Origin of the sequence: Hahella sp. CCB-MM4 (assembly GCF_002260525.1) — a bacterium.
Taxonomy (GTDB): Bacteria; Pseudomonadota; Gammaproteobacteria; order Pseudomonadales; family Oleiphilaceae; genus Hahella.
Genome location: NZ_MRYI01000009.1, coordinates 134,484 through 157,846, shown reverse-complemented (window position 1 = coordinate 157,846; position 23,363 = coordinate 134,484). Strand labels below are relative to the sequence as shown.

Sequence of the window (23,363 nt, the reverse complement as noted above, 5' to 3'; positions counted from 1 at the left end):
CAGTTTCCAGAGTCAATTCACGCTCAATCGACCCTGGGAGGCGAATCACCATGCGGGTTGCAGGCTGCTATCCGGCCTCCGTTGTTTCCATTTCCACCTGGCCGAGTCCGGCCAAAGCCTTTTTAAAATATATATGTGTCAAATGTGGCGGCAATTGCATCAACAGATCGAGGTTCCTCTCCTCCGACTGCTCCATGGCCTCTTCCACGACATAGAGTTCTGCCGCACTCTCAATTAACAGGCTGAGGTTAATGGGCTCCTCAAACCGTCTGGTTGGATGGTCTGTACAATATTCGGCAAACGCATAAAGTGCTTCTATCACAGTACTTTTATAGTAGGCGGGATGCAAAGGCTGCAATAATTGATCAATCAGTCTGGCAAAACTCTCTTCTCCGGGTGTCATCGACCCCCTGACGATATCGCATTCCAATATGGAATCCGGGCTTGCCTGCTCGCCGAAAATCAGGCTCTTGGCATGGGCAAGGCTTTTCCAGATGGATTTAAGAAAGGTGCTGTCAAACCCGGTCAGCATGCCCCTGGCAATGCGCCATTCCAACCAGTCCGTGCCCACCGCAGAAATGGGCAGCATCACTCCCTCATAAATATCTGCATGCCCGCCGGCGTCCACTTTAAAGCTGTGCCGGACACCATAGGAGAAGTGTTCTTTCTGGGCGGAAAGGATATTTCGAACCCGGTGATACAACGCGGAGGGAGACAGTCCTGCCAGCTCAACCAGTGCCTTTTTGATTTCCAGCGTACTGTCGTCCTTCAATTCCGCACATACCAGCACCAGATTACGTAATTGCAGAGTACGCAGACCTTCAAACAGCTCCGATTCGGTTCTGAGCAACGACCCCAGCGTCACCAGCAACTCCTGGTATAACACTCTTTCCAATGGATCCTTCACATGCCTGGCAATTTCCTGACTGACCGCTTCATCGGCCAGTGGACTCACGGCAGAAAGATTGACCGGGGCCTTCTGGCCAATGGTGACAGACATGTGCCGGGAATTCAGGTTGGTAAGGGAATCTGCCAGCCCGACATGGGAATAATTCAACATACCAAAGCAGAACCGGGCCACAGACCAGTGCTGCCGGTACTGAGCATTGAGATAAAGTTTGCTGAGCAATTCTTTTTGCAGGTGATCAGGCTCTGATTCAACTGTTTTTTCGACTGCCTCTGCTTTTTCCTCAAGCGAATGCTTGGCCCCTGACTTGTCCGTGCCGACATCGAAAAACGCCTTGATGGCCTTCAGGTTTTCCCGCTCATTATGGCTGTTAATCAGTCGATGAATCAGGATCTCCGCCTCACCAGTGAACACTTTCGCATCGAGTTTGCAGGTGTCAATCAAGTGAGGATGGCTTCGCGGTACCAATGGTGCAATACAGACCTCGGGGATGGTCAGGCTATTGACCCGGGAAGCCCGGAAGGCAAGGCTGGCAGAGGCATACCCCACCTGTTCATGCTCACTGCGTAACTGCATATCACGGAGCGCCAGAAAGAGTTTGCCGGCATCCGGTACCATGCAGGTCATCTGATCGATCATCAGAGTAAACACCGCCACTTCGTTGTGGTACCAGTGCTGACGAATATGACGGATTTCACGCTTTACTTTCTCTATGACCAGCCTGGCATCAAATTTACGGTAGTCACCATATTCACTCTGCAGCCAGGACAGACACAACACCATCTGCTCATTGATTCGATAGGTCTGCGAGGTGGCCAGGCTTTGCAGACGCCTGCGGGGCCTTCCCGTTAATCCCAACGCGTCATTGGCCCCGACCCTGGTATAGGCTTCCACCAAGTGCGTCGCCGATACGACAGCAATCGGGCGGATATCTTCCAGTGTCTCCGCAATCACACCATGATCGGACAGCTGGCGCTTCACCTCATCATTCTCTGCCAGAACCACCAATGCGACTTCTGCATTGATATAGCGGGTGGCACGACGGCGCATTCTCAGCGGATCCAGATCATCTTCACTGATCAGTCCTTCGTCCAGCATCAGTCCTGTCAGATACAGACTCTGCGCCCAAACCAATGGGATGTTCTCATTCGGCAGACGCTCCTGGGAGTGTGGATGACGTTTCTCAGCAGCAATCTTGTCCTTTGGCACGAGATAGAGTTCTGGAAGCAGTTTCTGTCCATCCACTTCCACGGTCAGCGCCTCTAACCGCGCCCGATAGTGGGCGGCCGTTTCAGTATCCCCATCAAACAACGCTGAGAGATAGAGATATGTGAAAAACAGCGGCCACTCAGACTCAACATGCTCGAAATTGGCCAGCTCAGAGTGCTCATAGTGTATGCGGCTGCTGTCCTCCAATTCGGTCTGATGACCGTCCCAGAGAAAGCGTTTGCAACCATAGCGACCTTCAAGCTTCGTGAGTATTTCCTGTCGGGTTTTCCTTATCACCTCCTGGTCTCCCACCGCGAATGCTGGATAGCCGATAATGCTCAACAGAGCGCTATCCACTTCCTTTGACAGGGATTCACGGGGTAACAATGCCGCCAATGTGGAGCGGGCTCTGGAGACAGCATCCGGAATGGTGTGTATAACGGCCTTTGGATCGGCACCTTTCCCAAACAGGTTCAAACCATCCAGTGCCTGCAGCGCTGCTTTTGCCATTCCCACGGAGCTTGCATTGATTTCCGTCTTACCGTTATTGATCTTGTTTCCCCGCTCCCAGATACCATAGTCAGCGACCCGGTAAGCTGTGGAAACGTAGTAGACGAGGTTCTGAACAAAATCGACTTCACTCAAGGTACAAACGATTCTGAGCCCTGATGCGGTCATCTGCGCCAGCATTAACATAAACACGGATGTCGCATCGATCTGCAGGTGTCCCCAGGCATCATCCGCCACCACTTCCAGGCCAGTGGATGTATCATATTTCGCATGCAGTGAATCCAGGCGATCCTGGGTTATTTTGAAGTATTCGACTTTGGCAGACTGCCTCATCATGGCCTGCAGCAAACCGCGCATTAATTTGATGCAGGCCTGCTCCAGTTGGTCACTGCGAATATGATCGCCCTCATGACGGTAGGCCAGCGAGAGTCCCCAAACACAGATAATTGAATAGACATTGTCGCGCACCCATGCGTCGGTATAGTCACCATGGGTATTCACGCTGGTGCTGGCAGGCAGCAATCCCGTTACCGGGTGCTGGCGGGAGAGGATCACCGTGTTGACTTCGCTATACAGCTGATCCAGAAAGGCGGTTTGTTTCATCAAGCAGCGGGCCTAATCAACTCTGATGTCAGAACATTATCAGGCAATCACGCTGCAAAATATACACCACTAAAGTCCTTGATTTTAAAGACGACCGAAGTAAAAAAAGTCCCTCGTCAGCCCCCGGTTCTGCGGTTGACCAGCCACACCGCCGCTTCCACCCGGGATTTCATCCCCATTTTCTTAAGGATGTGTTTCACATGCACCTTAACAGTGCCGTCTGAGATATTCAGATCCCGGGCAATCACCTTGTTGCTGTGCCCCTCCGCAATGCGGGTCAGAATTTCATATTCGCGGCTGGTAAGGGAGGCGGATGGATCGACGTCACGGTCCCCCGGCTTGCGCAATGCAACGGCCAGGATTTCTGTCAGCCTCTCGCTAATCGCCATTTTGCCCAAAGTTGCCTGTTTGATCTTTTCCAGAATATCTTCAGGCTCCATGTCCTTTAGCAGATACCCGTCGGCACCGGCCCGAAAGCAATTCACTACATCAGCCTCATTGTCAGAGACCGTCAGCATAATCACCCTCGAATCCACACCGCTGGCACGGAGCATTCTCAGTGTATCCAGGCCGTCCATACCTTGCATATTCAGGTCCATCAGGATCAGGTCCGGCTCTATGTCACGGGCCGCCTCCAATGCTTCTTCACCATTTTTGGCCTCGGCCACAATGCTCAGCTCGTCTTCGAGCTCAATCAACTGGCGGATTCCTTTACGAAATAAAGGGTGGTCATCCACCAGCATCACCGTTGCTTTGTTCATGCTTTCAATTTCCCCAGGGTCTACTTCAGTATCTGACCTTTCATTCAATACCAGGCTCTTAATTCAATACCAGGCCTTTATTCGATGTCAGGCTTCCTATTCACTAGCCGGCATCCTGTTCAATACCTGGTTCCTGTTCGGTACCTAGCAAAAAACAGGATAGTAACTTTTCCGGAAGGAATTCATTTTAATACTTTTTTTACCTGCCTTTCGGATTTGATCCAGATCAGGTTTTACAGGAATACCTGATGAGTGACGATAGCCAAAGGATACGCAAAAGAGAGCAAATGTGGATACCCCTTTGGAGATACAGGCAGAAGCCTTCCAGCAGTCAAAAGACTGCAAATCCGATAGTGACGATCCATAAATAAGGACCTCCTCTTTGCACTTTCGGCACAAAGTATCCTGTTGATAGTTACGTGATTCCATAGCGTTTTTTGATTCAGACCGCCCCCCGGAACAGCCTCAGGGGCCGTACAACCCAGCTTACCGTGGATCACCAAAGCCTGGAGAAAAATACCGCATCGGTCACTCCCCCCCAATTCCTCCTCCGGGTTTCCCTACCCCTTAGTGAGCATTGTGACTGGACAGCCCACTTCTTACCTTGGCATTGAACGACCAACGCTTTCAACTGCCAAGAGGTAACGCTTATGGCTGACATCACCACCGGCTGGAACCCTGAAGACAACACCTTCTGGGACAGCTCAGGCAAAAAGATTGCCAACCGGAATCTTTGGATTTCCATCCCTAGTTTGTTGTGCGGATTCGCCGTCTGGCTGTATTGGGGCATTATCACGGTACAGATGCTCAACCTGGGCTTCCCGTTTTCCGCTTCAGAGCTCTTCACCCTGATGGCCATTGCGGGCCTGACCGGTGCGACTTTGCGTATACCCAGCAGCTTCTTCATTCGCCTTTGCGGTGGTCGCAACACGATATTCTTCACCACCACACTATTAATGATTCCCGCAGTAGGCGCTGGTATTGCCCTGCAAAACAAGGAAACGCCTCTCTGGGTCTTCCAGGTACTGGCTTTATTGTCTGGTCTGGGTGGGGGTAACTTTGCTTCCTCAATGTCCAATATCAGCTTCTTTTTTCCAAAGAAACAGCAAGGTTTGGCTTTGGGATTGAATGCCGGCCTGGGTAACTTCGGCGTTACCACCATGCAGATTCTGGTTCCCTTGTTTATGACCTTCGGAGCTTTTGGTGCCATGGGCGGTGACCCAATGACATTGGTCAACTCTTCAGGAACCCTGATCGGTAAGATTCCTGCAGGTTCGCAAACCTGGATTCAAAATGCCGGTTATCTCTGGTTGCTGTTCCTGGTTCCACTGGCATTTGCCGGATGGTTCGGCATGAATAACATCCGCACCGAAGAGGTTTCTCCGGATATCGGAAGTCCTTTAAGCAGCTTCACCAAAATCACTTTCATGCTCCTGATCGGATTCTTCACTGCCATGGTGGGTCTGTGGTTGATGTTGCCGGAATCGGCCAACGGATCTGGTTTTGGGGTTCCCAAAGAGCTGGTTCTGGTAGGTGTCATCGCTTCTACCGTACTGTTGCTGAAATTGATTCCTGGCCAGATCGGCACCAGCCTCAGCCGCCAATACAGGATCTTCGGTAACCGTCATACCTGGGTTATGAGTCTGATCTATACCATGACTTTCGGCAGCTTCATCGGGTTCTCCGCGGCATTTGCCCTGGCGATTAAAGTTATCTTCGGCTACAGCCACCTTGAAGTAGGCGGCGTCGTGACTCACGACACCATTAACCCGAACGGCCCCAGCGCCTTGATGTATGCCTGGATGGGCCCATTCATTGGTGCGCTGATCCGTCCGGTTGGTGGTTGGGTATCAGATAAAATCGGTGGAGCCCTGGTGACCCAGGTTTGCTCACTGGTGATGGTGGTATGTGCAGCCGCAGTGGCCTACTACCTGAAGGCAGCTTATGCCTCTGCCACACCGGAAGAATACTTCATCCCATTCTTTGTTCTGTTCCTGCTGCTCTTTGCCGCCAGCGGTATCGGTAACGGCTCTACTTTCCGCACCATCGCCATGGTGTTCCCAAAAGAGCAAGCCGGCCCTGTATTGGGGTGGACTTCAGCAGTGGCTGCCTACGGAGCGTTCTATATCCCCAAAGTCATCGGGGAACAGATCAAAGCGGCCACCCCGGAATATGCCTTCGTCGGATTTGCCATCTTCTACGCCCTGTGCATGGTCATTAACTGGGTGTTCTACCTGCGCAAAAACGGTGAGTATTACAACCCATAGTTCGACAGGCTACCTACCCTGAGTTTGGAATGGAAAATAGGTGTTCTCCCTCCAATCTCACACTTGATGCGCCCTTCGGGGCGCTTTTTTTACATATAGGGAAATCACATTGATTCGCGCGAAAAGTTTACTATCCCTTCGCCAAACTGCTTTATAGCTCTCTCTCTCAGCGGCTTTAGGAGTAAGCGAACTTCAATCAGGTCATTACCAATGTCAGCAATCTCGTCTTCATCATCTGATTCAGCACAGATAGTAGACATATGATGTTCCAACTTTGTCAGAGCTTCTAAGACTATTTTTAGCTCTGACTCAGCCAAGTCAATTTGAAATCGCTTCATACCACCTTACCTTCTTTCTTGTAGACTCTGGTTGCCTTTAAAGCCATCTCTTCCAACAGACCTTTGTACTTATCTAAAGGCATATTGTGAATGGGCGCAATACAATAATGATGAGGTTTGTCTTGCACCAAACGGAGGCCATGGGGTGGCCGGGTATTTGGAGGAAAACGCCAAACCCAACCGTTCATGGGAGACTCTTCAATGCCCTTCCTGTCAAAAACGCTAATGCCTTTCCCATTGGCAACTATCACTGTGATACCGTTTAACTCAATGGAATCGACATCCCGGGACCTGACATTAGCCAACTTAGGACTATTAGAATTACCAAGACGAAATATCTCTTCAGGAACAATATAAAACTCTTTAGGGAACATAGCTCATCCTTGAAACCATAAGAACTTGAGAGCAAAAATTATAGCCATGATGGTTTGAAGGTCCAACCGGGCCTTTGGACTATCCAATTTCAATAAATAGTGTGAAATGACTTTCAACAAAATATTTCAAACTACCTGTCGAAACTCCATCTTCTCGTTCGACTAACCAATAACCATTCAGGCAAGACCTGAAATCCCATGTCGAACAAAGGAGATAGCAGCATGAGCAACACTGTCCGGTTACACCGCGTACTTCGTGCAAAACCTGAAAAAGTCTACCGGGCGTTTCTAGAGCCTGATGCCATGGCAAGATGGCTACCGCCGAATGGATTCACCGCTAAAGTGCATCACATGGAAGCCAAGGTGGGTGGCACCTATTCAAGATGTCCTTCACTAACTTCACAACCGGTAGCAGTCACGTTTTTGGAGGCTCTTACCTTGAACTCACACCCAATGAGTGCATCCGTTACACGGATAAATTCGACGATCCGAATCTACCCGGGGATATGCAGACAACCGTCACCTTGCGTGAGCTGGCCTGTGGAACAGAGATCAATATCGTCCAGGAAGGTATTCCCGAGGTCATTCCTGCTGAGATGTGTTATCTGGGCTGGCAAGAGTCAATAACTCACCTGGCTCAGTTGGTTGAACCAGAGATCCCTGATTAAGTCAGGAACTCACTTCCGCACTATTCCGCCGGAATCAATCATCATCAGCAAGACTCTCGTCGTTCTCCGCTGTAACCCAGTGGGTGAGCGACAGAGTTGTTCCATACCACCCCTGGAAAGCATGCCTGAAAGTAGTCACGCTGCTGTACCCGAGATCTGAGGCGACTTTGGCCACAGGCTTCCCGGAATTCAGATTTACCAGTGCCAGTTCTTTGCGGCACTCTTCCAAAATTCCCGAGTAAGTAAACCCTCTCAGCTTCAGTTTACGCTGCAGGGTTCGGGGAGAAACATGAAGCATGTCAGCCACCACATCAATAGAGACATTGCGTTGAGGTAATTGCTTTTCAATCTGCCCTCTAACTCTCAGCGGCCAGTCGTGGGCCAATTCCGGTGAACCGTTACTCACCTCCTCCGGTTCAAACCCGCGTAACAGGTTTTTGATTTTGTGTTGGAGATCAATATCTGCAATAGGGTTACTCTTCCTGAAATCATATTGAGAAAACGTCAATGAATACTCATTACAGTCAAACTCGATATGACATTGATGACCAAAGAATTCCTGGTATAGCGATAAGGGATTGTCCTGGGGAAAGCCCAGTCTTAGGGTGGCCGGATATTCAAATTCACCGACAACACGTTCACAAAACTTCCAGAACAAGCCCATCATGAGCACTGTTAACATCATCGGCTTGTCCGGATTTTGACTGCGATGATGAATCATCAGTTTGTCGTCATTCCCGGACTTCGTCAGAGTGATATAGGTAGGAAATCTCGACGACTTCAGGCGCTCCTCAAAAAAGCATAAGGAAGAAAACAAACTTTCCGTCGTCAGGAATAAATGAACAAACTTGGTGAACAGCGTGGAACAATGAACTTCCGCCATCCTCAAGCCGTACACAGGCCCTCCCATCTCCCATTGCGCATCCACGAGTAATGCCTGGAGCCGTCGAAATTCCAGCTGTCGGTATTTATCTTCGCTGATGCCGACAGGTAAACCGTGTTTGAGCTGAAGACGCTCAATATCTACCCCATCTTTTTTCAGTACATTAAAAATACTGATGATGATTCGTGTGGGTATCAGAAATTCATCCGCAACTGTAAAGCCGCCATCCAACATCCGTGCTTACCTCGCCACTGTAATGCCGCTTTCAGAGATTGCTCTCTGCAGCAGATTTATTTTTATTAGTCGTATGTTTTCAACGTCAGAGCATCTGCCACTGAGCAAAAAACAGACTAATTTTAGTGTTTCCAGCGAGGGTGACTTTAAGGAATTTCACTATTGGTAATACTTCTTACACCCTATAGCGAATCAGAATAAGAAAATCTTAAGAAGCAAGAAAATAAGGTACCACGATATTTCATCTGTGGCAGAAACCACAAAAAACGGAGCCATCGATAGATGGCTCCGTTCAGGTAAAAAGTGCGAAGCGAGTATATTAGTTACCGGAATCAGTTACCCATTGCCCGTTGGTATTTTGGTAGTCGATCCAAACGTCCTGATCCCCGAGGCTGACGCTTTCTCTGGTATCAATCACTAGATTTAGTTCGAGCTTCGAATGGGGGGAGGAAAAATCAAACTCATTACCGTAGTCCAGCAAACATTGATTGGCCGCATCACCAAAACTTACTGGTTGCGAGGTCATTTTCCAGGTTCCAATACCAGTACCGTCTTTATGACATGCGGCATAAAACAACTCTGTGCAAGAATGGTCCCTGATACGATCACTCTCTGCAGAAATCACTGCACAACTCCCACTGCCGTTTGGCTCAAATCCAGTGGAGTCCCATGACCACACCATATCTCTATGGCTTACCGGATACTCGCCGTCGACTTTCCATCCACTGCCTTCTGCAGCGAATCCATAAAGCTCAAAAACATTTAATCCCGCATCAAGATAGCTACCCACGGTACTGGGTTTGAGCTTGGCACCATCGCCACCTTTGATCACCCCATCTTTCACCCGGCTCATCTTGGTGAACTGATAGGTTTCATCCAACGCTTCGATGTCACTGACAGAGTTGTAGTCCTTCATAGTCTTATCGGCATTAAATACCCGGCCATTGAAGCCTGTATTGTCAGTACAACCATAAGTCACGAATAGCACATTCTTCCCGGCACTGAGAATCTGGGCCTTACTCAGATTCTCAGTATTCAGGAGCGTACAATTGTCGCTGCCGCCATTGCCCTGATAGGTCTGTTCATCCGGTCGGAACACCATGGAAATGAGACCACTTTCATCAATGGCTTTATAGACTTTGTTCAGGCTGTCCTTTGCGGAACCGGCCAACTCCAGCTTGATCATCACAACCTGGTTACTGTTCCCGGCATTAACCCAGTCCCGGATATCCTTGAGCCCAGCGGTAAAACGGCGCCAGCCAGTGAAATTCTTTATACAGCCGCCAAATCCAGTATTGTTATGACACATACGGATTTCACTGCTGGCCTTGTGCAGATCCAGGACAAGCTCCCTAACGCCCTCGTCAAGTTGCTTTCGCAGAGACATTCCCTGATTAACACCGAAGGAAAAGTTGTCATCGTCTGCGTTGGCAAAGGAGTTATGTGTGCCCACCCAAGTGGTGCGTGCCAAAGGTACTTGATGATCAATGTTATTTTGAATCCTCAGCGCACGCAGTGCCCATTCATCTGATGTTTCAGCAATTGCCAGCTGGGAAAGTAAGAGTGGTGTGCACAACAAAATGTTTTTTATTAATGATTGCATATCGATTATGTCTCATATTTCATTGTTTTTATTAAGAATAAGACTACGTAAGTCTACAGCATCCTTTTGATTACAGATGACAGACTGAGCTCTTCAAGTGCAGCTCAATCTGTCTATTTCATTTTCCTGTAAGTAGCGGTCAGAGTGGCGAATCAACCACCATCATAGGATCCATCCATGCGGGATCGTCAATTAGTGATGCGTTTTCCAGATGGTAGTAATCAATCACCCAGGCGTAGCTTCTGTATATCTCATATCGATCACCATACACATTCCCGACTTCATCCCATCTTTTTCGGGCATTGCTGTAGTCTGAACCCTTTATAATCCCTTTAAACTTGAACTCTTTGCCATCATGGGGGTTATAGACCGTAGAGGTATATGGCACATCTACCTGATTAAAGTTCACACTTATCCTGGCAATCATCACCGTATGAGCCGGCACATCTGCGCCCATCGTTTCTCTTATCGTGGTCTGGTTATTCACCTCCTCTGTATAGCCGACAGTGGTGGATGCGCTGAAGGTTTCAGAAAAACTGTAGGTAATTGATCCACTGTTCTCCAGAGTGGCAGGCACACCTACCTTGAACCCTTCAGTCAGGCTGACCCCCGCCGTTACCGAAACACCTAGGGTATCTGTCCAGGTATCAGACTCTCTGGAACCATTGACGTACCAGACTTCAGTGCCATCAGACTGCTCCAGAGTCGAGTTGTTTTCCAAAATTCTTTCACCAAAAAAGACCTTTTGTTCATCCCGGTTTTCCGCAATCTGATCCCAGTGAATTTGTACACCGGTCTCGACCAGGTCCAGGCGATTACCGGCACAGGGATAGATGCTCCAGATTTTGTCTGAACTGGCGGTTCCTGCAAATCCAACTAACGAGCGGAAGGAGTAGCCAATGGTATTTTCGTACCATTTATACCATCCGTTACCATCTCCGAAATAGATCTGACGGGTAGAGTTGTCTGACATGTCTTTCAGAGTCAGCAATATGCGCGATATATTGCCTGCACGTTTTTTGTAGAAGCGGAACTTTTGAATATACTCGGTATTTCCCAATACCTTTCGATAACCGTTGCCGCCAGTAGAGCCCACTGTTTCTGCGGGCGCATATAAATACTCTATTTTTATTCCCTTGATACGTTCATCCCCGTTATAGGTAGTGATGGCGGTAATCTTATCTCCTGGCTTTCGAGTATTTTTATAACTGTCGCACATATCGAAATCACTGCCGTTGTCCGTTTTTCCGTAGACAATGTCGGATCGGTAGTTTATATCGAAGTAGTAATCCAACAGGTTGGAAGCAAATGCCTGCTGTGTTCCAAGGACCAGGAACAGAATGATCGCTAGTCTTTTCATATTTTTATCCTTTTTTGATTCGTCTCATAGAGTGATGCCTTTGCCAGGCTCTCCTGGTCGTTCCTTCTGACCCGGACCTGTCGGTCGTTCTCAGCTATCCCTGTTTATTGTTGTTTCGTTGAGATTTGCTCACATACTGAGCAAGAATCACTGTATGGGATAAGGCATTTTTTTGGACGACAAACTGCGAACAAAAGACGACAAAATAAGGCAGGATCAGCCTCATTACATTTGAGCTGATCCATGGAATAGAGTTAGCAGGCTCTAAACCTAAGGGAAGTTACACATTTTCGTGTCTGATCTATCAGGTGTATGTTGTATCAACTAACTCAGAAATTCGCAGGCCAACACGAAAACATGCACATCAGAGAAGCCACCTCAGAGGATCTATCCACGCTTGCCAGGTTAATCAGTGAATCCAATAAGGATGTCGCTGTCAGATTTGGATTGAATGCAGAGAATTGCCCGAAGCACCCGTCGTTTTGTACGAAGGAATGGGTTAAAGCTGACTTCGTTCGGGGTGAGCGCTATTTCATCCTTGAAGAGGAAAAACAACCCATCGCCTGTGTGGCTTATGAAAATCCCCGGCCGGGGTTGGCTTACCTGAACCGGTTATCAGTGTTGCCGGAGTATCGTCGCCAGGGAGCCGGTGCACACCTAGTCAGGTACATCATGGAAATCGCGCGGCTTACCGCCATCGAAACCATCAGTATCGGCGTCATCGGAGAGCACCTGGAACTGCAAGATTGGTACGCCCGACTTGGCTTCACACTCGGTGAAACCAAGCGCTTTCCTCATCTACCGTTTACCGTGACATATATGACATTCGCGATAAATCACACCGATGACTCAGACAAGGATCATGTATCCATTTTGGAGGTGTGATCCTTCCGCCAGTTGCTGGCAGCACTGAATCCCGGCATGTCCTTAATTTCAGCTTCAGTGTGTGCATAGAGCTCTTCATCAGACAACGATAAATCAACTTTGAATTTACAGGGCTGATGGACATACCAGGGGGTATCGGTGAATATTTCCAGGCGATTGTTCTCCGGATCACGGAAATACAATGACCACGTAGTCCCGTGGGAGACCGCATCAAAGTCGATGCCGGCCTCTGAGAGCGCCCGATAGAACTGACGCAAATCTGAAAGCTCCGCGACACGAAATGATATGTGATCTAACGGGCTAGCCTGAGTTCGGAAGTCTGGACGTGGATTCAATACCAACTGATGATGTTCCTCCGGGCTTCTGCTGAGAAACACCATGCCTTCACTGCCTGCACCGCGATCTGTCACGACGAATCCGAGAACATCACGGTAGAAGCTTTCCATTTGAGTTATATTCTGAACATATAACTCAAAATGGCTAAGCAGCATATTGGGGAACTTCATCTTTATTGGTCTCTTCTTACTTCACCTTTGTTATTGCAACATTGCTACTTTGACTTTGTTACTTCAACTTTGTGAATTTCGCATCCTGCTTGCCAATATATTGCGGCCTGAACCAGTTACTATCCCTCAGGGAGCTTTCGATCTGGTTCTCTACCCCCAGCACCAGAGCAAACAGTGCCATTCTTATCTGAACGCCATTATCCGTTTGCCGGAAAATAGCCAGGCGTTCGTCCGCGTTCAGGTCATCACTCAAATCAAAAGCGCCTTCCCTGGAATCACGGGGGAGCGGATGCAATATCACCGTGTTCTTATCAAACAGAGAGTTCACCAGGGCGGCATTGATCCTAAAGTTTTCAGAATAGCCTTCCGTCAGTTCACCATCCAACATGCGCTCCCGCTGAATACGAGTCGCATATACAACGTCAATGTTTTTAATATGGGGACCCAGACTATTGTGGACTTCGTAGTGGTGGCCCCGGCTGGCTATATGCTCAAGCAGGCTCTCCGGCAGACTGAGCCCCATGGGAGAGACAAACACGAATCGGATGTTTTGATACAACGCCAAAATCTTGACCAGAGAGTGCACGGTTCTTCCGTTCTTAAGGTCGCCGAAGACCAGGATAGAAGAGCCATTGATCGATTTTGAAAGCCTTTTGAATTCACCGTTAATGGTATAAAGATCCAACAGCGCCTGCGTGGGGTGTTCTCCAATGCCGTCGCCGGCGTTGATAACAGGGATATTGGTCGCCTCAGAGAACTCCCTAACAGAGCCTTCCTCAGGATGTCGAATCACGATGGTATCCACATAGCCACTGATAACGCGGCTGGTGTCATACAGAGATTCCCCTTTGCTAATGGAGGAAAAGGTGAACCCGGTGGTATCGGAAACGCTTCCTCCAAGTCTTTCGAAAGCCGAAGCAAAGCTCAATCTGGTCCGCGTACTGGCTTCAAAGAAAAGATTACCCAACACGGCTCCCTCAAGCACACGAGTCACTTTCCTGCGCCTGGCCACAGGCTCCAAGAGGTCGGCGACTTGGAAAATGGTATCTATGGCATCCAGACTGAATTGATCGACGGATAAAATGGAAGAGCCAGCAAAGTTCATCTTGATTATGATCCCGAGGTTAACGTGAGAAGATTTCGGCAACGCATTATACACAGCTGTCATAATTAAGGGCGAGGCTGGAAGGCTTGACATTGAAGCGGAAGCATTCAAATATCCTGATCAGCTCTATTGCTTACTTCAGGATTGCTTACTTCAGGAAAGTTCCCAAGTTGACAAAAGGATATGAAATGATGCGCTTCCGAGATTTGAAAGGCTTCGGCCAAAGAAGTGAAGAAATGCTTCCTCTCGCGGGTATTACCACTGTGGAAGAGTTTCTTTCTGCAGACCCCTACGAAATTTTTCGGGAACTTAAAGGCAAAGTTCCAGACTTAAGCCTGAATGCTCTTTATGCCATGATCGGTGCGCAGGAAGACGTTCACTGGCAACAGGTCGCCCGTGAGAGAAAAACCGAAATACTCTTACGCCTTGATGATATGGGAATTGCTCCCTGAAATATTGGTACTGTCTTCACCACTGAAATATAAAAGGATTTAATGCATGCCTAGCGTCTTGATTGAAACCCGGCAGGAATATTCATCTGATATCGAGGAAGGAATGATGGAAGCGGTGCACTCCGCTTTGAGAGAAAATTTCAAGATCCTTCCCCACGACCGAAACGTCAGATTGATTTCCCACAAACCACACAGATTCCAATATCCATCAGGAAAAGAAAAACCTGAATGTTATACCCACATCAGCATCGACTGTTTCGCCGGGCGGTCGCTGGAGGCCAAGAGAAATCTCTACAAGGCTATAGTTAAAAACCTGGAACCTTTTGGCATTCCCAATGACCACGTCAAAATCATGCTAAGGGAAATTACCGCCGAGAACTGGGGAATTCGCGGCGGTCAGGCGGCTTGTGACGTCGAACTCGGATATCAAATCGAGGTATGACCAGAATCAAACCTGACTCATAATCGTCCGGTTCCGTTCCGCATAATAATCCGGCTGAAAGCGGAACTGGACGCGTGTTCCCCCTTCGGGGCGCCGGTGAATACTCAAGTCCCCCTTCAGATTACGGCTGCGTTCACGCATGATCGCCAGTCCATAGTGGTTAAGTTTATCCGGATCATTGGGGATTCCTACGCCGTTATCATCAATCTGTACGAGAACCGTTCCCTGTTGATCGCTTTTCAGGATGACCTGTACCTCTGAACCTTTGGAATGACGCATGGCATTCTGTAGCGCCTCACGGACAAGTTGAAGCATGTGAATTTCTTCATTCGGGGTAAAGGGCACATCCGTTACTGAGTATTTCAACGTCAGCTTCATGGATGGATGCTGCTCCTGCATGGATTCCACCGTATGTTCGACCGCTGCCCGCAACCCTTTTTCTGAAATCGTCAGCCGGAAAGTGGTCAGCAACTCCCGCAACTGGCGATAGGCGGACGTAATCCCTTCTTTGATTTCCTCAGTGATTTCCTCCAACACCTCCGGATCCATATCCTCCCGTCCCAGCACACGGGTCAGCCGGGTAACCTGGATCTTGAGATAAGACAAAGACTGGGCCAGAGAATCATGAAGTTCACGGGCGATCACATTACGCTCGTTCATCAACGCTTCGCGACGCTCCTGCTCACTCTGGTTTTTCAGACTCAGTGCCACAGTCACCTGATCTGCAAAGGATTGCAGCAGCTGTTGCTGCCAGGATTCCAGATTCTGGCCAGGAGCCAGGGTACAGACAATCACGCCGTACTGGATGCCCTCTTTCAGCAGTCCGAAACGCACTTCCTTTAATTGATCGCCATCAGGTGAACAATCGTCTGAGCCCACGCTCATGCATTTTTCACAGTCTTCACGATCACAAATGGGTGGGAGGGCTGCCATGTAGTCAGCTCGAACATGCTCGTAGGGAATAACCGCTTCCGGAGTTTTCAGGCACAACTCAATACGGGTGATACCAGTGATTTTAGATAGCTCGATCAGCCAGTCCTGGAAATCAATCTTCTCATGGGTGGATTCGTTGATTTCACGAGCCATTTGATAAAGAAAGTTGAGAGAATTGGCACTTAACTCCAACGCCCGGGTCTTTTCCCTGACTTTGGTTTCCAGAGTGTCATACATGCGATTCAGCTGCTGTGACATGCGATTGATGGTGTCGGCGAGAATCCCCAGCTCATCCTGGTTCTTTAAATCGACCTCACCACTGAAATCCCCTTCTCCGATCTTTTCCGCACGATAGGTGAGAATGCGTAACGGCAGTTCAACATGCTCATGCAGGATTAACAGGGACAGTGCCACCAGTCCGAGTGTCAGGAAGAGCGCCACCAGCTGAACAATACGAAGGTTGGCCACCCGGCTTTCCGCACTTTCCTGATAGGCCTGGACGAGCATGTCGACTTCATCCACAAAACCGTCAATCATCGCCTGCAACTCCCTGGCAGAGATGCTTTCTTCCTCCGCCAGGTACCGTTCCAGTCTGGGCCTGATCTGATCCCGCCAGCGTTCGCTCACGGCATAATACAGAGTATTGAGTTCCTTCCCTTCCTGTTTATCCGCTTCCGTCACCAGAATGGCGTTGTCCAGACGGGATTCCAGCTTGTCGATCTGATCCTGGGCTTTCACCCGGTAGGCCGGATCCACCTCCGTGGCCAACAGCGTGGACAATACCCGGTAGCTCTGCATGCGCAGAGAGCCGGACAGATTGACCGATTCCGCATCCCGATCAGCCTCATCTGCAATAAGGTAAGAACTTAACATCGCCGCGATCGCCACGGTCACCATAGCCACCATCAGTACGCCTATCCTGAAGACGATGGATTTTTGCATCCTTTCCAGCATGGGTAATCTCCGGAGAATTTTCATACATCGGTTCCTGAGGTAACTTCAGCAGACCCAGGGAAGGAGTACCTCTAAAGACTCACCGTACCCCTCCACCTTTGAAACTTTAGGCCCTGCAACACCAAGTCATTGTATCACTTATATTTTCTCATAATTCCTACTACCTCTTTGGGGGTAGCATGTGCCTACCCCACCACATTACCGCCTGAGACTCTTTGACTCAGATCAATCTTACCTGCCACACCCCTCCTAGAATGAACGTGACAGAGGTTCAACACGGCCGCCCCTGAAAAGTACAGGAGGCGCTCATACCACGAGGAGTCGAGCATGAGTCATTTTCTGGATCGCCTGCAGTTCTTCAAACGCAAGGGCGAACCCTTTTCGGAGGGGCATGGCATCACCACCACAGACGATCGCAGCTGGGAGGAGGGTTACAGACGTCGCTGGCAACACGACAAAATTGTCCGTTCCACCCATGGTGTGAACTGCACAGGCTCCTGTAGCTGGAAAATCTATGTAAAAGACGGTCTGGTCACCTGGGAAACCCAGCAGACCGACTACCCCCGCACCCGCCCGGATCTTCCCAATCATGAGCCGCGCGGTTGTCCCCGTGGGGCCAGCTACTCCTGGTATATCTATAGCGCCAATCGCCTGAAATATCCAAAAGTACGCAAGCATCTGATCAAGCTGTGGAGAGAAGCCCGCCAACAGCATGATGATCCGGTCGACGCCTGGTCCAGTATTGTCGAAAATCCGGCCAAGGCGAAGTCCTATAAACAGCGTCGTGGGATGGGTGGCTTTGTACGTGGCGACTGGGATGAAATCAATGAAATCATCGCCGCAGCCAACGTATATACCGCCAAGAAGTACGGTCCTGACCGTGTTACCGGTTTCTCACCGATTCCGGCCATGTCCATGGTGTCCTATGCCGCAGGCGCACGCTACCTGTCACTGATCGGCGGTAACTGCCTGAGCTTTTACGACTGGTACTGCGACCTGCCGCCAGCTTCACCACAAATCTGGGGTGAGCAGACCGATGTTCCCGAATCTGCCGACTGGTACAACTCCAACTATATTATTGTCTGGGGCTCCAACGTTCCCCAGACCCGTACGCCCGATGCACACTTCCTGACTGAAGTGCGTTACAAAGGCACCAAGACCTGTGTCATCACCTCCGACTATTCCGAAGCATCCAAATTTGGTGATACCTGGCTGGCACCTAAACAAGGTACCGACGCAGCGTTGGCCATGGCGTTTGGCCATGTGATTCTGAAAGAATTCCATGTGGACCAGCCCAGCGCGTACTTCACTGATTACGTACGCCGCACGACTGACATGCCCATGCTGGTCATGCTCAAAGAACACGACGGCAAACTGATTCAGGACCGCTTCCTTCGGGCTTCTGACCTGGCCGACAACCTGAACCAGGAAAACAATCCTGAGTGGAAAACCATTGCGATCAATGAACAGGATAGCGAACTGGTATCACCACTCGGCTCTGTGGGCTATCGCTGGGGCGAGAAAGGTAAATGGAATATCCAGCCACGTGAAGGAAAAGACGGCAAAGACGTCACCTTGCGCCTGAGCCAGAAAGAGCATCATGATGCTATCGCCGATGTTGCTTTCCCTTACTTCGGAAGCCTGGAACACGAGTTGGATTACTTCCAGCATACGGATCACGACAATCTGATTTACCGCAAAGTTCCGGTTAAAACCCTGACGCTGGCAGACGGCAGCCAGGTCCAGGTGGCCACAGTGTTTGACCTGACCCTGGCCAACTATGGCGTGGATAACGGCTATAACGATCCTAACTGCGCCAGCAGCTTTGATGATAATCAGCCTTACTCCCCCGCATGGCAGGAAGCCATTACCGGTGTGCCCCGTGAAGCCGTTATTCGTGTCGCCAGAGAATTCGCCCGCAACGCGGACAAGACTCAGGGACGTTCCATGGTCATTGTAGGTGCCGCACTCAACCACTGGTATCACATGGACATGAACTACCGCGGCCTGATCAACATGCTGATGATGTGCGGTTGTATCGGTCAAAGCGGCGGCGGTTGGGCACACTACGTCGGGCAGGAAAAGCTGCGTCCACAAACCGGCTGGCAACCTCTGGCGTTTGCTCTCGACTGGCAGCGTCCGCCACGCCATATGAACGGCACCTCATTCTTCTATAACCATTCCGATCAGTGGCGCTATGAGAAGTTGGAAATGGCCGAAGTGGTCTCCCCTCTTGCGGACAAATCCAAGTGGACCGGCTCCATCATCGATTACAACACCCGCGCAGAGCGCATGGGATGGCTGCCTTCAGCACCACAGTTGGGCATGAACCCGCTGGAGCTGACCAAGGCTGCTGAAAAAGCCGGTAAGGATCCCAAAGAGTTTGCCATCGAGCACCTGAAAGACGGCTCGCTCAAGTTTGCCTGTGAAGATCCCGACAACCCACAGAACTATCCGCGCAATATGTTTATCTGGCGCTCCAACCTACTGGGTTCATCCGGTAAGGGCCATGAATACATGCTGCGCCATCTGTTGGGAACCAAGCACGGACTGCTTGGGAAAGACCTTGGCGAAATGGGCGGCAAAAAACCGGAAGACGTGACCTGGCGGGATGAAGCCCCTGAAGGCAAAGTGGATCTCCTGGTAACGCTGGATTTCCGGATGTCTACCACCTGTCTGTATTCAGATATCGTGTTGCCGACTGCGACCTGGTACGAAAAGGACGACCTGAATACCTCTGACATGCACCCGTTCATCCACCCGCTCAGTAAAGCTGTGGATCCGGTTTGGGAAGCGCGCAGTGACTGGGATATCTTCAAGGGAATCGCCAAAGCGTTTTCACAAACCGTGAAAGGCCATCTTGGCGTTGAAAAAGACCTGGTGACGCTGCCCATATTGCACGACACCCCAGCCGAAATTGCCCAGCCATTCGGTGTTAAAAGCTGGTGGAAAGGTGAATGTGAACTGATTCCCGGTAAAACTGCACCTAGCATGGTCGTGGTGGAACGGGATTATCCCAACACCTATCACCGCTTCACCTCGCTGGGTCCATTGCTTGAAAATCTGGGCAACGGCGGCAAAGGCATTACCTGGGATACCAAAGCAGAAGTGGAATTCCTGGGCAAACTCAACCTGACGCACCAGGAAGATAATGCCCGCGGCGGCAGGCCAAAAATCGAAACGGCCATCGATGCGGCTGAAGTCATCCTGTCCCTGGCACCAGAAACCAACGGTCAGGTAGCCGTGAAAGCCTGGGCGGCACTCAGCGAAATTACCGGCCTGGATCACACTCATCTGGCACGTCCGAAGGAAGAGGAAAAAATCCGCTTCCGGGACATCGTGGCGCAACCGCGCAAGATCATTTCTTCTCCCACCTGGTCTGGGCTGGAAGACGAGCATGTAAGCTACAACGCCGGTTATACCAACGTACATGAGCAGATCCCTTGGCGTACTGTCACCGGCCGCCAGCAGTTCTATCAGGACCACGAATGGATGCGCGACTTCGGTGAGACCATGTGTCTTTACAAGCCGCCCATCAACCTGAAAACCACCGATCCGGTGCTGAATAAGCATGGTAACGGCAACAAAGAGATCCTATTGAACTGGATCACTCCGCACCAGAAATGGGGGATTCACAGCACCTACTCCGACAACCTGTTGATGCTGACCCTGTCCCGGGGCGGACCCATTGTGTGGATGAGCGAACAGGATGCCAAGGCAGCCGGCATTGTGGATAACGACTGGATTGAGGTGTTCAACGTGAACGGAGCCATCGCCTGCCGGGCGGTTGTTTCCCAACGTGTTCCACAGGGTATGGCAATGATGTACCACGCCCAGGAAAGGATCATCAATACTCCGGGAGCCGAGACCACTAAAACACGCGGTGGTATCCACAACTCAGTAACCCGGGCGGTAATGAAGCCGACGCACATGATTGGAGGCTATGTTCAACAGTCCTACGGCTTTAACTACTACGGCACTGTCGGTTGTAACCGGGACGAATTCGTTATCGTCCGCAAGATGAACCAAGTTGAATGGCTGGACGGGCCTGCTGACACCCTGTCTGCGACCGAGTGAGGAGATACGCGAGATGAAAGTACGTGCACAAATCGGCATGGTCCTGAACCTGGACAAATGTATCGGATGCCACACCTGCTCGATCACCTGTAAAAACGTGTGGACCTCACGTGAAGGGGTGGAGTATGCCTGGTTCAACAACGTCGAAACCAAACCTGGAATCGGCTATCCAAAAGAATGGGAGAACCAGGATAAGTGGAAAGGTGGCTGGACCCTGAAAGGCAACGGCACCAAGAAACTGCAACCACGCATTGGTGGTCGTCACCGGGTTCTGGCCAATATCTTTGCCAATCCGGACCTTCCGACCATCGACGAGTACTACGAACCGTTCGACTACGACTATCAGCACCTGCATAACGCACCGGACATGAAGCACCAGCCCACCGCACGGCCACGGTCGCTGATTTCCGGCCAGCGCATGGAGAAAATCGAATGGGGTCCCAACTGGGAAGAGATTCTGGGTACCGAGTTCGCCAAGCGTCGCAAGGACAAAAACTTTGATCAGGTCCAGGCGGACATCTATGGCGAGTTTGAGAAAACCTTCATGATGTACCTGCCCCGTCTGTGTGAGCACTGTCTCAACCCGGCTTGTGTGGCTTCCTGCCCCAGCGGGGCCATCTACAAGCGGGAAGAGGACGGCATCGTCCTGATCGACCAGGATAAATGCCGGGGCTGGAGAATGTGTGTTTCTGCCTGTCCGTACAAAAAAATCTACTACAACTGGAAGAGCGGCAAGTCCGAAAAATGTATTTTCTGCTATCCAAGGATTGAGTCCGGACAACCCACCGTCTGTTCCGAAACCTGTGTCGGCCGTATCCGCTACCTGGGAGTGCTGCTGTACGATGCGGATCGCATTGAACAGGCAGCCTCTACCACCAACGACAAGGATCTGTATCAGGCCCAATGCGACATTTTCCTGGATCCGAACGATCCAAAGGTTCGCGCCGCTGCCCGCAAAGAAGGGATTCCTGAAGCCTGGCTGGAAGCTGCACAGAACTCACCGGTCTATAAAATGGCCATCGACTGGAAAGTCGCTCTTCCGCTGCACCCGGAATATCGCACGCTGCCGATGGTCTGGTACGTTCCGCCATTGAGTCCGATCCAGAACGCCGTGGAGCAAGGCCACGTTGGTATGAACGGGGAAATCCCGGATCTCAAGAGCCTTCGTATCCCTCTGCGTTATCTGGCGAACCTGCTGACGGCTGGCGACGAAGCCCCGATTATCCGGGCGCTGGAACGCATGATTGCCATGCGGGCTTACATGCGCAGCAAACATGTTGATCAGGTGGAAGATCTGGAAGTTCTGGCCCAGGTAGGACTGAGCAAGGCCCTGGTGGAAGACATGTATCGGATCATGGCCCTGGCCAACTATGAAGATCGTTTCGTGATCCCGACGACCCACCGGGCATACGCAGAAAACGCTTACGACATGAAGAGCAGCTGTGGTTTCAGCTTCGGCAACGGATGCTCTACCGGTGACAATTCGGTGAATCTGTTCGGAGGCAAGGACGCTGCGGTCCGTCAGGTCATACCGGCCATTCAGGAGGATGTGTAATGAAAGCTCTGAGATTGATTGCCACCCTGCTGGACTACCCGACTCAGGAGGTTCATGGAAATCTCGACCTGATTGAGAACCTGGTCAGAGAGGATTCCAGTATCCCCCTTCTGGCGCGGGAATCGCTGACGCTGTTTATCCATCAGGCCAGAGAAAAAGATCTTCTGGACTGGCAAAGCGAGTACGACGGGCTGTTCGAGCGCGGCCGGTCGGTATCCTTGCATCTGTTTGAGCACGTTCATGGAGAGTCCCGTGATCGTGGTCAGGCGATGGTGGAATTGTTACGACAATATCGCGATGCCGGTCTTGAACTCTCTGTACGCGAGTTGCCCGACTACCTGCCGGTCTATCTTGAATTTGCAGCTACCCAGGGCAATCAGGCTCTGGGATGGGTCATGGATGTCGCCCATGTACTCACCTTATTGCAGGCACGCCTGGAAGAACGTGAGAGTGATTACACCCTGGTGATGGGTGCTCTGCTCCGGATAGCCGATGTGGAAGTTGATCTGGCAGAACTGCGCAAGCAGGTGGCCGGTGAGGAACGTGATGATACTCCCGAAGCTCTGGACAAAATCTGGGAGGAAGAAGCTGTGTCCTTTACCGCACCGGACAACAACAGTTGCCCGAGCAGCCGTTACCGGCCTTCCCCCGCCCAACGGTGTGACGATGTCAGCACCGTACAGTGGGTGGAAGCCCCGATTTCCCAACCATTGAACATGACCCGGTCTTAGGAGATT

Annotated in this window: 18 protein-coding genes and 1 pseudogene; 9 read left to right on the top strand and 10 right to left on the bottom strand. The window is 50.5% G+C overall.

Annotation, left to right across the window (positions count from 1 at the left end; genetic code table 11):
* Positions 1-67 precede the first annotated feature (67 nt).
* Both BTA51_RS16570 and narL read right to left on the bottom strand, forming a co-directional pair.
* Positions 68-3,229: a glycoside hydrolase family 15 protein gene (locus BTA51_RS16570; RefSeq protein WP_094709201.1), complete on the bottom strand. Its 3,162-nt coding sequence runs from the start codon at positions 3,227-3,229 to the stop codon at positions 68-70.
* Between the two features lie 116 nt (positions 3,230-3,345).
* Positions 3,346-3,990 (bottom strand): two-component system response regulator NarL, encoded by a 645-nt coding sequence (gene narL, locus BTA51_RS16565; protein WP_094709305.1) that lies wholly within the window; start codon positions 3,988-3,990, stop codon positions 3,346-3,348.
* 650 nt (positions 3,991-4,640) lie between these two features.
* Between narL and BTA51_RS16555 the strand changes: the two genes are divergently transcribed.
* Complete coding sequence (locus BTA51_RS16555) at positions 4,641-6,257, top strand: MFS transporter (protein ID WP_094709197.1); 1,617 nt, start codon at positions 4,641-4,643, stop codon at positions 6,255-6,257.
* Positions 6,258-6,361: 104 nt separating this feature from the next.
* Here the strand turns inward: BTA51_RS16555 and BTA51_RS16550 are convergent, their stop codons facing one another.
* Together BTA51_RS16550 and BTA51_RS16545 are read right to left on the bottom strand one after the other, a co-directional pair.
* Positions 6,362-6,595, bottom strand: a complete 234-nt coding sequence (locus BTA51_RS16550; protein ID WP_094709195.1) for a hypothetical protein — start codon at positions 6,593-6,595, stop codon at positions 6,362-6,364.
* On the bottom strand, positions 6,592-6,969 hold the full coding sequence (locus BTA51_RS16545) for a hypothetical protein (protein ID WP_094709193.1): 378 nt from the start codon (positions 6,967-6,969) through the stop codon (positions 6,592-6,594). The genes BTA51_RS16550 and BTA51_RS16545 overlap by 4 nt, the downstream gene beginning before the upstream one ends.
* 198 nt (positions 6,970-7,167) lie before the next feature.
* On the opposite strand from BTA51_RS16545, the pseudogene BTA51_RS30905 reads away from it, so the two are divergent.
* Both BTA51_RS30905 and BTA51_RS30670 read left to right on the top strand, forming a co-directional pair.
* A pseudogene (locus BTA51_RS30905) lies at positions 7,168-7,332 on the top strand (SRPBCC domain-containing protein); the annotation flags it as partial.
* Positions 7,333-7,352: 20 nt separating this feature from the next.
* On the top strand, positions 7,353-7,637 hold the full coding sequence (locus tag BTA51_RS30670; RefSeq protein ID WP_246841068.1) for an SRPBCC domain-containing protein: 285 nt from the start codon (positions 7,353-7,355) through the stop codon (positions 7,635-7,637).
* A gap of 34 nt (positions 7,638-7,671) precedes the next feature.
* Here the strand turns inward: BTA51_RS30670 and BTA51_RS16535 are convergent, their stop codons facing one another.
* The 3 genes from BTA51_RS16535 to BTA51_RS16525 form a co-directional block, all read right to left on the bottom strand.
* Complete coding sequence (locus BTA51_RS16535; protein ID WP_094709191.1) at positions 7,672-8,754, bottom strand: AraC family transcriptional regulator; 1,083 nt, start codon at positions 8,752-8,754, stop codon at positions 7,672-7,674.
* 319 nt (positions 8,755-9,073) lie between these two features.
* Complete coding sequence (locus BTA51_RS16530; RefSeq protein ID WP_094709189.1) at positions 9,074-10,357, bottom strand: hypothetical protein; 1,284 nt, start codon at positions 10,355-10,357, stop codon at positions 9,074-9,076.
* Positions 10,358-10,496: 139 nt separating this feature from the next.
* Entirely contained in the window at positions 10,497-11,717 is a 1,221-nt protein-coding gene (locus BTA51_RS16525) for an ETX/MTX2 family pore-forming toxin (protein WP_094709188.1), read from the bottom strand.
* Between the two features lie 357 nt (positions 11,718-12,074).
* Here BTA51_RS16525 and BTA51_RS16520 point away from each other — a divergent pair, with 357 nt between their 5' ends.
* Positions 12,075-12,602 (top strand): GNAT family N-acetyltransferase, encoded by a 528-nt coding sequence (locus BTA51_RS16520; protein WP_094709303.1) that lies wholly within the window; start codon positions 12,075-12,077, stop codon positions 12,600-12,602.
* Here BTA51_RS16520 and BTA51_RS16515 read toward each other — a convergent pair.
* Positions 12,578-13,108 carry a VOC family protein gene (locus tag BTA51_RS16515; RefSeq protein WP_094709186.1) on the bottom strand — a complete coding sequence of 177 codons (531 nt, stop codon included), beginning with the start codon at positions 13,106-13,108 and terminating at the stop codon, positions 12,578-12,580. The genes BTA51_RS16520 and BTA51_RS16515 overlap by 25 nt on opposite strands.
* A 58-nt stretch (positions 13,109-13,166) precedes the next feature.
* A complete protein-coding gene (pyrB, locus tag BTA51_RS16510; RefSeq protein ID WP_210404851.1) occupies positions 13,167-14,213 on the bottom strand; it encodes an aspartate carbamoyltransferase in 1,047 nt (348 codons plus the stop codon).
* 188 nt (positions 14,214-14,401) lie between these two features.
* Between pyrB and BTA51_RS16505 the strand changes: the two genes are divergently transcribed.
* A complete protein-coding gene (locus BTA51_RS16505; RefSeq protein ID WP_210404850.1) occupies positions 14,402-14,665 on the top strand; it encodes a TfoX/Sxy family DNA transformation protein in 264 nt (87 codons plus the stop codon).
* A gap of 46 nt (positions 14,666-14,711) precedes the next feature.
* Positions 14,712-15,107, top strand: a complete 396-nt coding sequence (locus tag BTA51_RS16500) for a tautomerase family protein (protein ID WP_094709182.1) — start codon at positions 14,712-14,714, stop codon at positions 15,105-15,107.
* 6 nt (positions 15,108-15,113) lie between these two features.
* Here the strand turns inward: BTA51_RS16500 and BTA51_RS16495 are convergent, their stop codons facing one another.
* On the bottom strand, positions 15,114-17,018 hold the full coding sequence (locus BTA51_RS16495; RefSeq protein WP_246841067.1) for an ATP-binding protein: 1,905 nt from the start codon (positions 17,016-17,018) through the stop codon (positions 15,114-15,116).
* 303 nt (positions 17,019-17,321) lie between these two features.
* On the opposite strand from BTA51_RS16495, the gene BTA51_RS16490 reads away from it, so the two are divergent.
* Genes BTA51_RS16490 through narJ form a run of 3 tightly spaced genes read left to right on the top strand, consistent with a single transcriptional unit; the run spans position 17,322 to position 23,357 of the window.
* Positions 17,322-21,071, top strand: a complete 3,750-nt coding sequence (locus BTA51_RS16490) for a nitrate reductase subunit alpha (protein ID WP_094709178.1) — start codon at positions 17,322-17,324, stop codon at positions 21,069-21,071.
* A gap of 13 nt (positions 21,072-21,084) precedes the next feature.
* Positions 21,085-22,626, top strand: coding sequence for a nitrate reductase subunit beta (gene narH, locus BTA51_RS16485; RefSeq protein ID WP_094709176.1), 1,542 nt, complete (start codon positions 21,085-21,087; stop codon positions 22,624-22,626).
* Entirely contained in the window at positions 22,626-23,357 is a 732-nt protein-coding gene (gene narJ / locus BTA51_RS16480) for a nitrate reductase molybdenum cofactor assembly chaperone (protein ID WP_094709174.1), read from the top strand. The genes narH and narJ overlap by 1 nt, the downstream gene beginning before the upstream one ends.
* Positions 23,358-23,363: the final 6 nt, after the last annotated feature.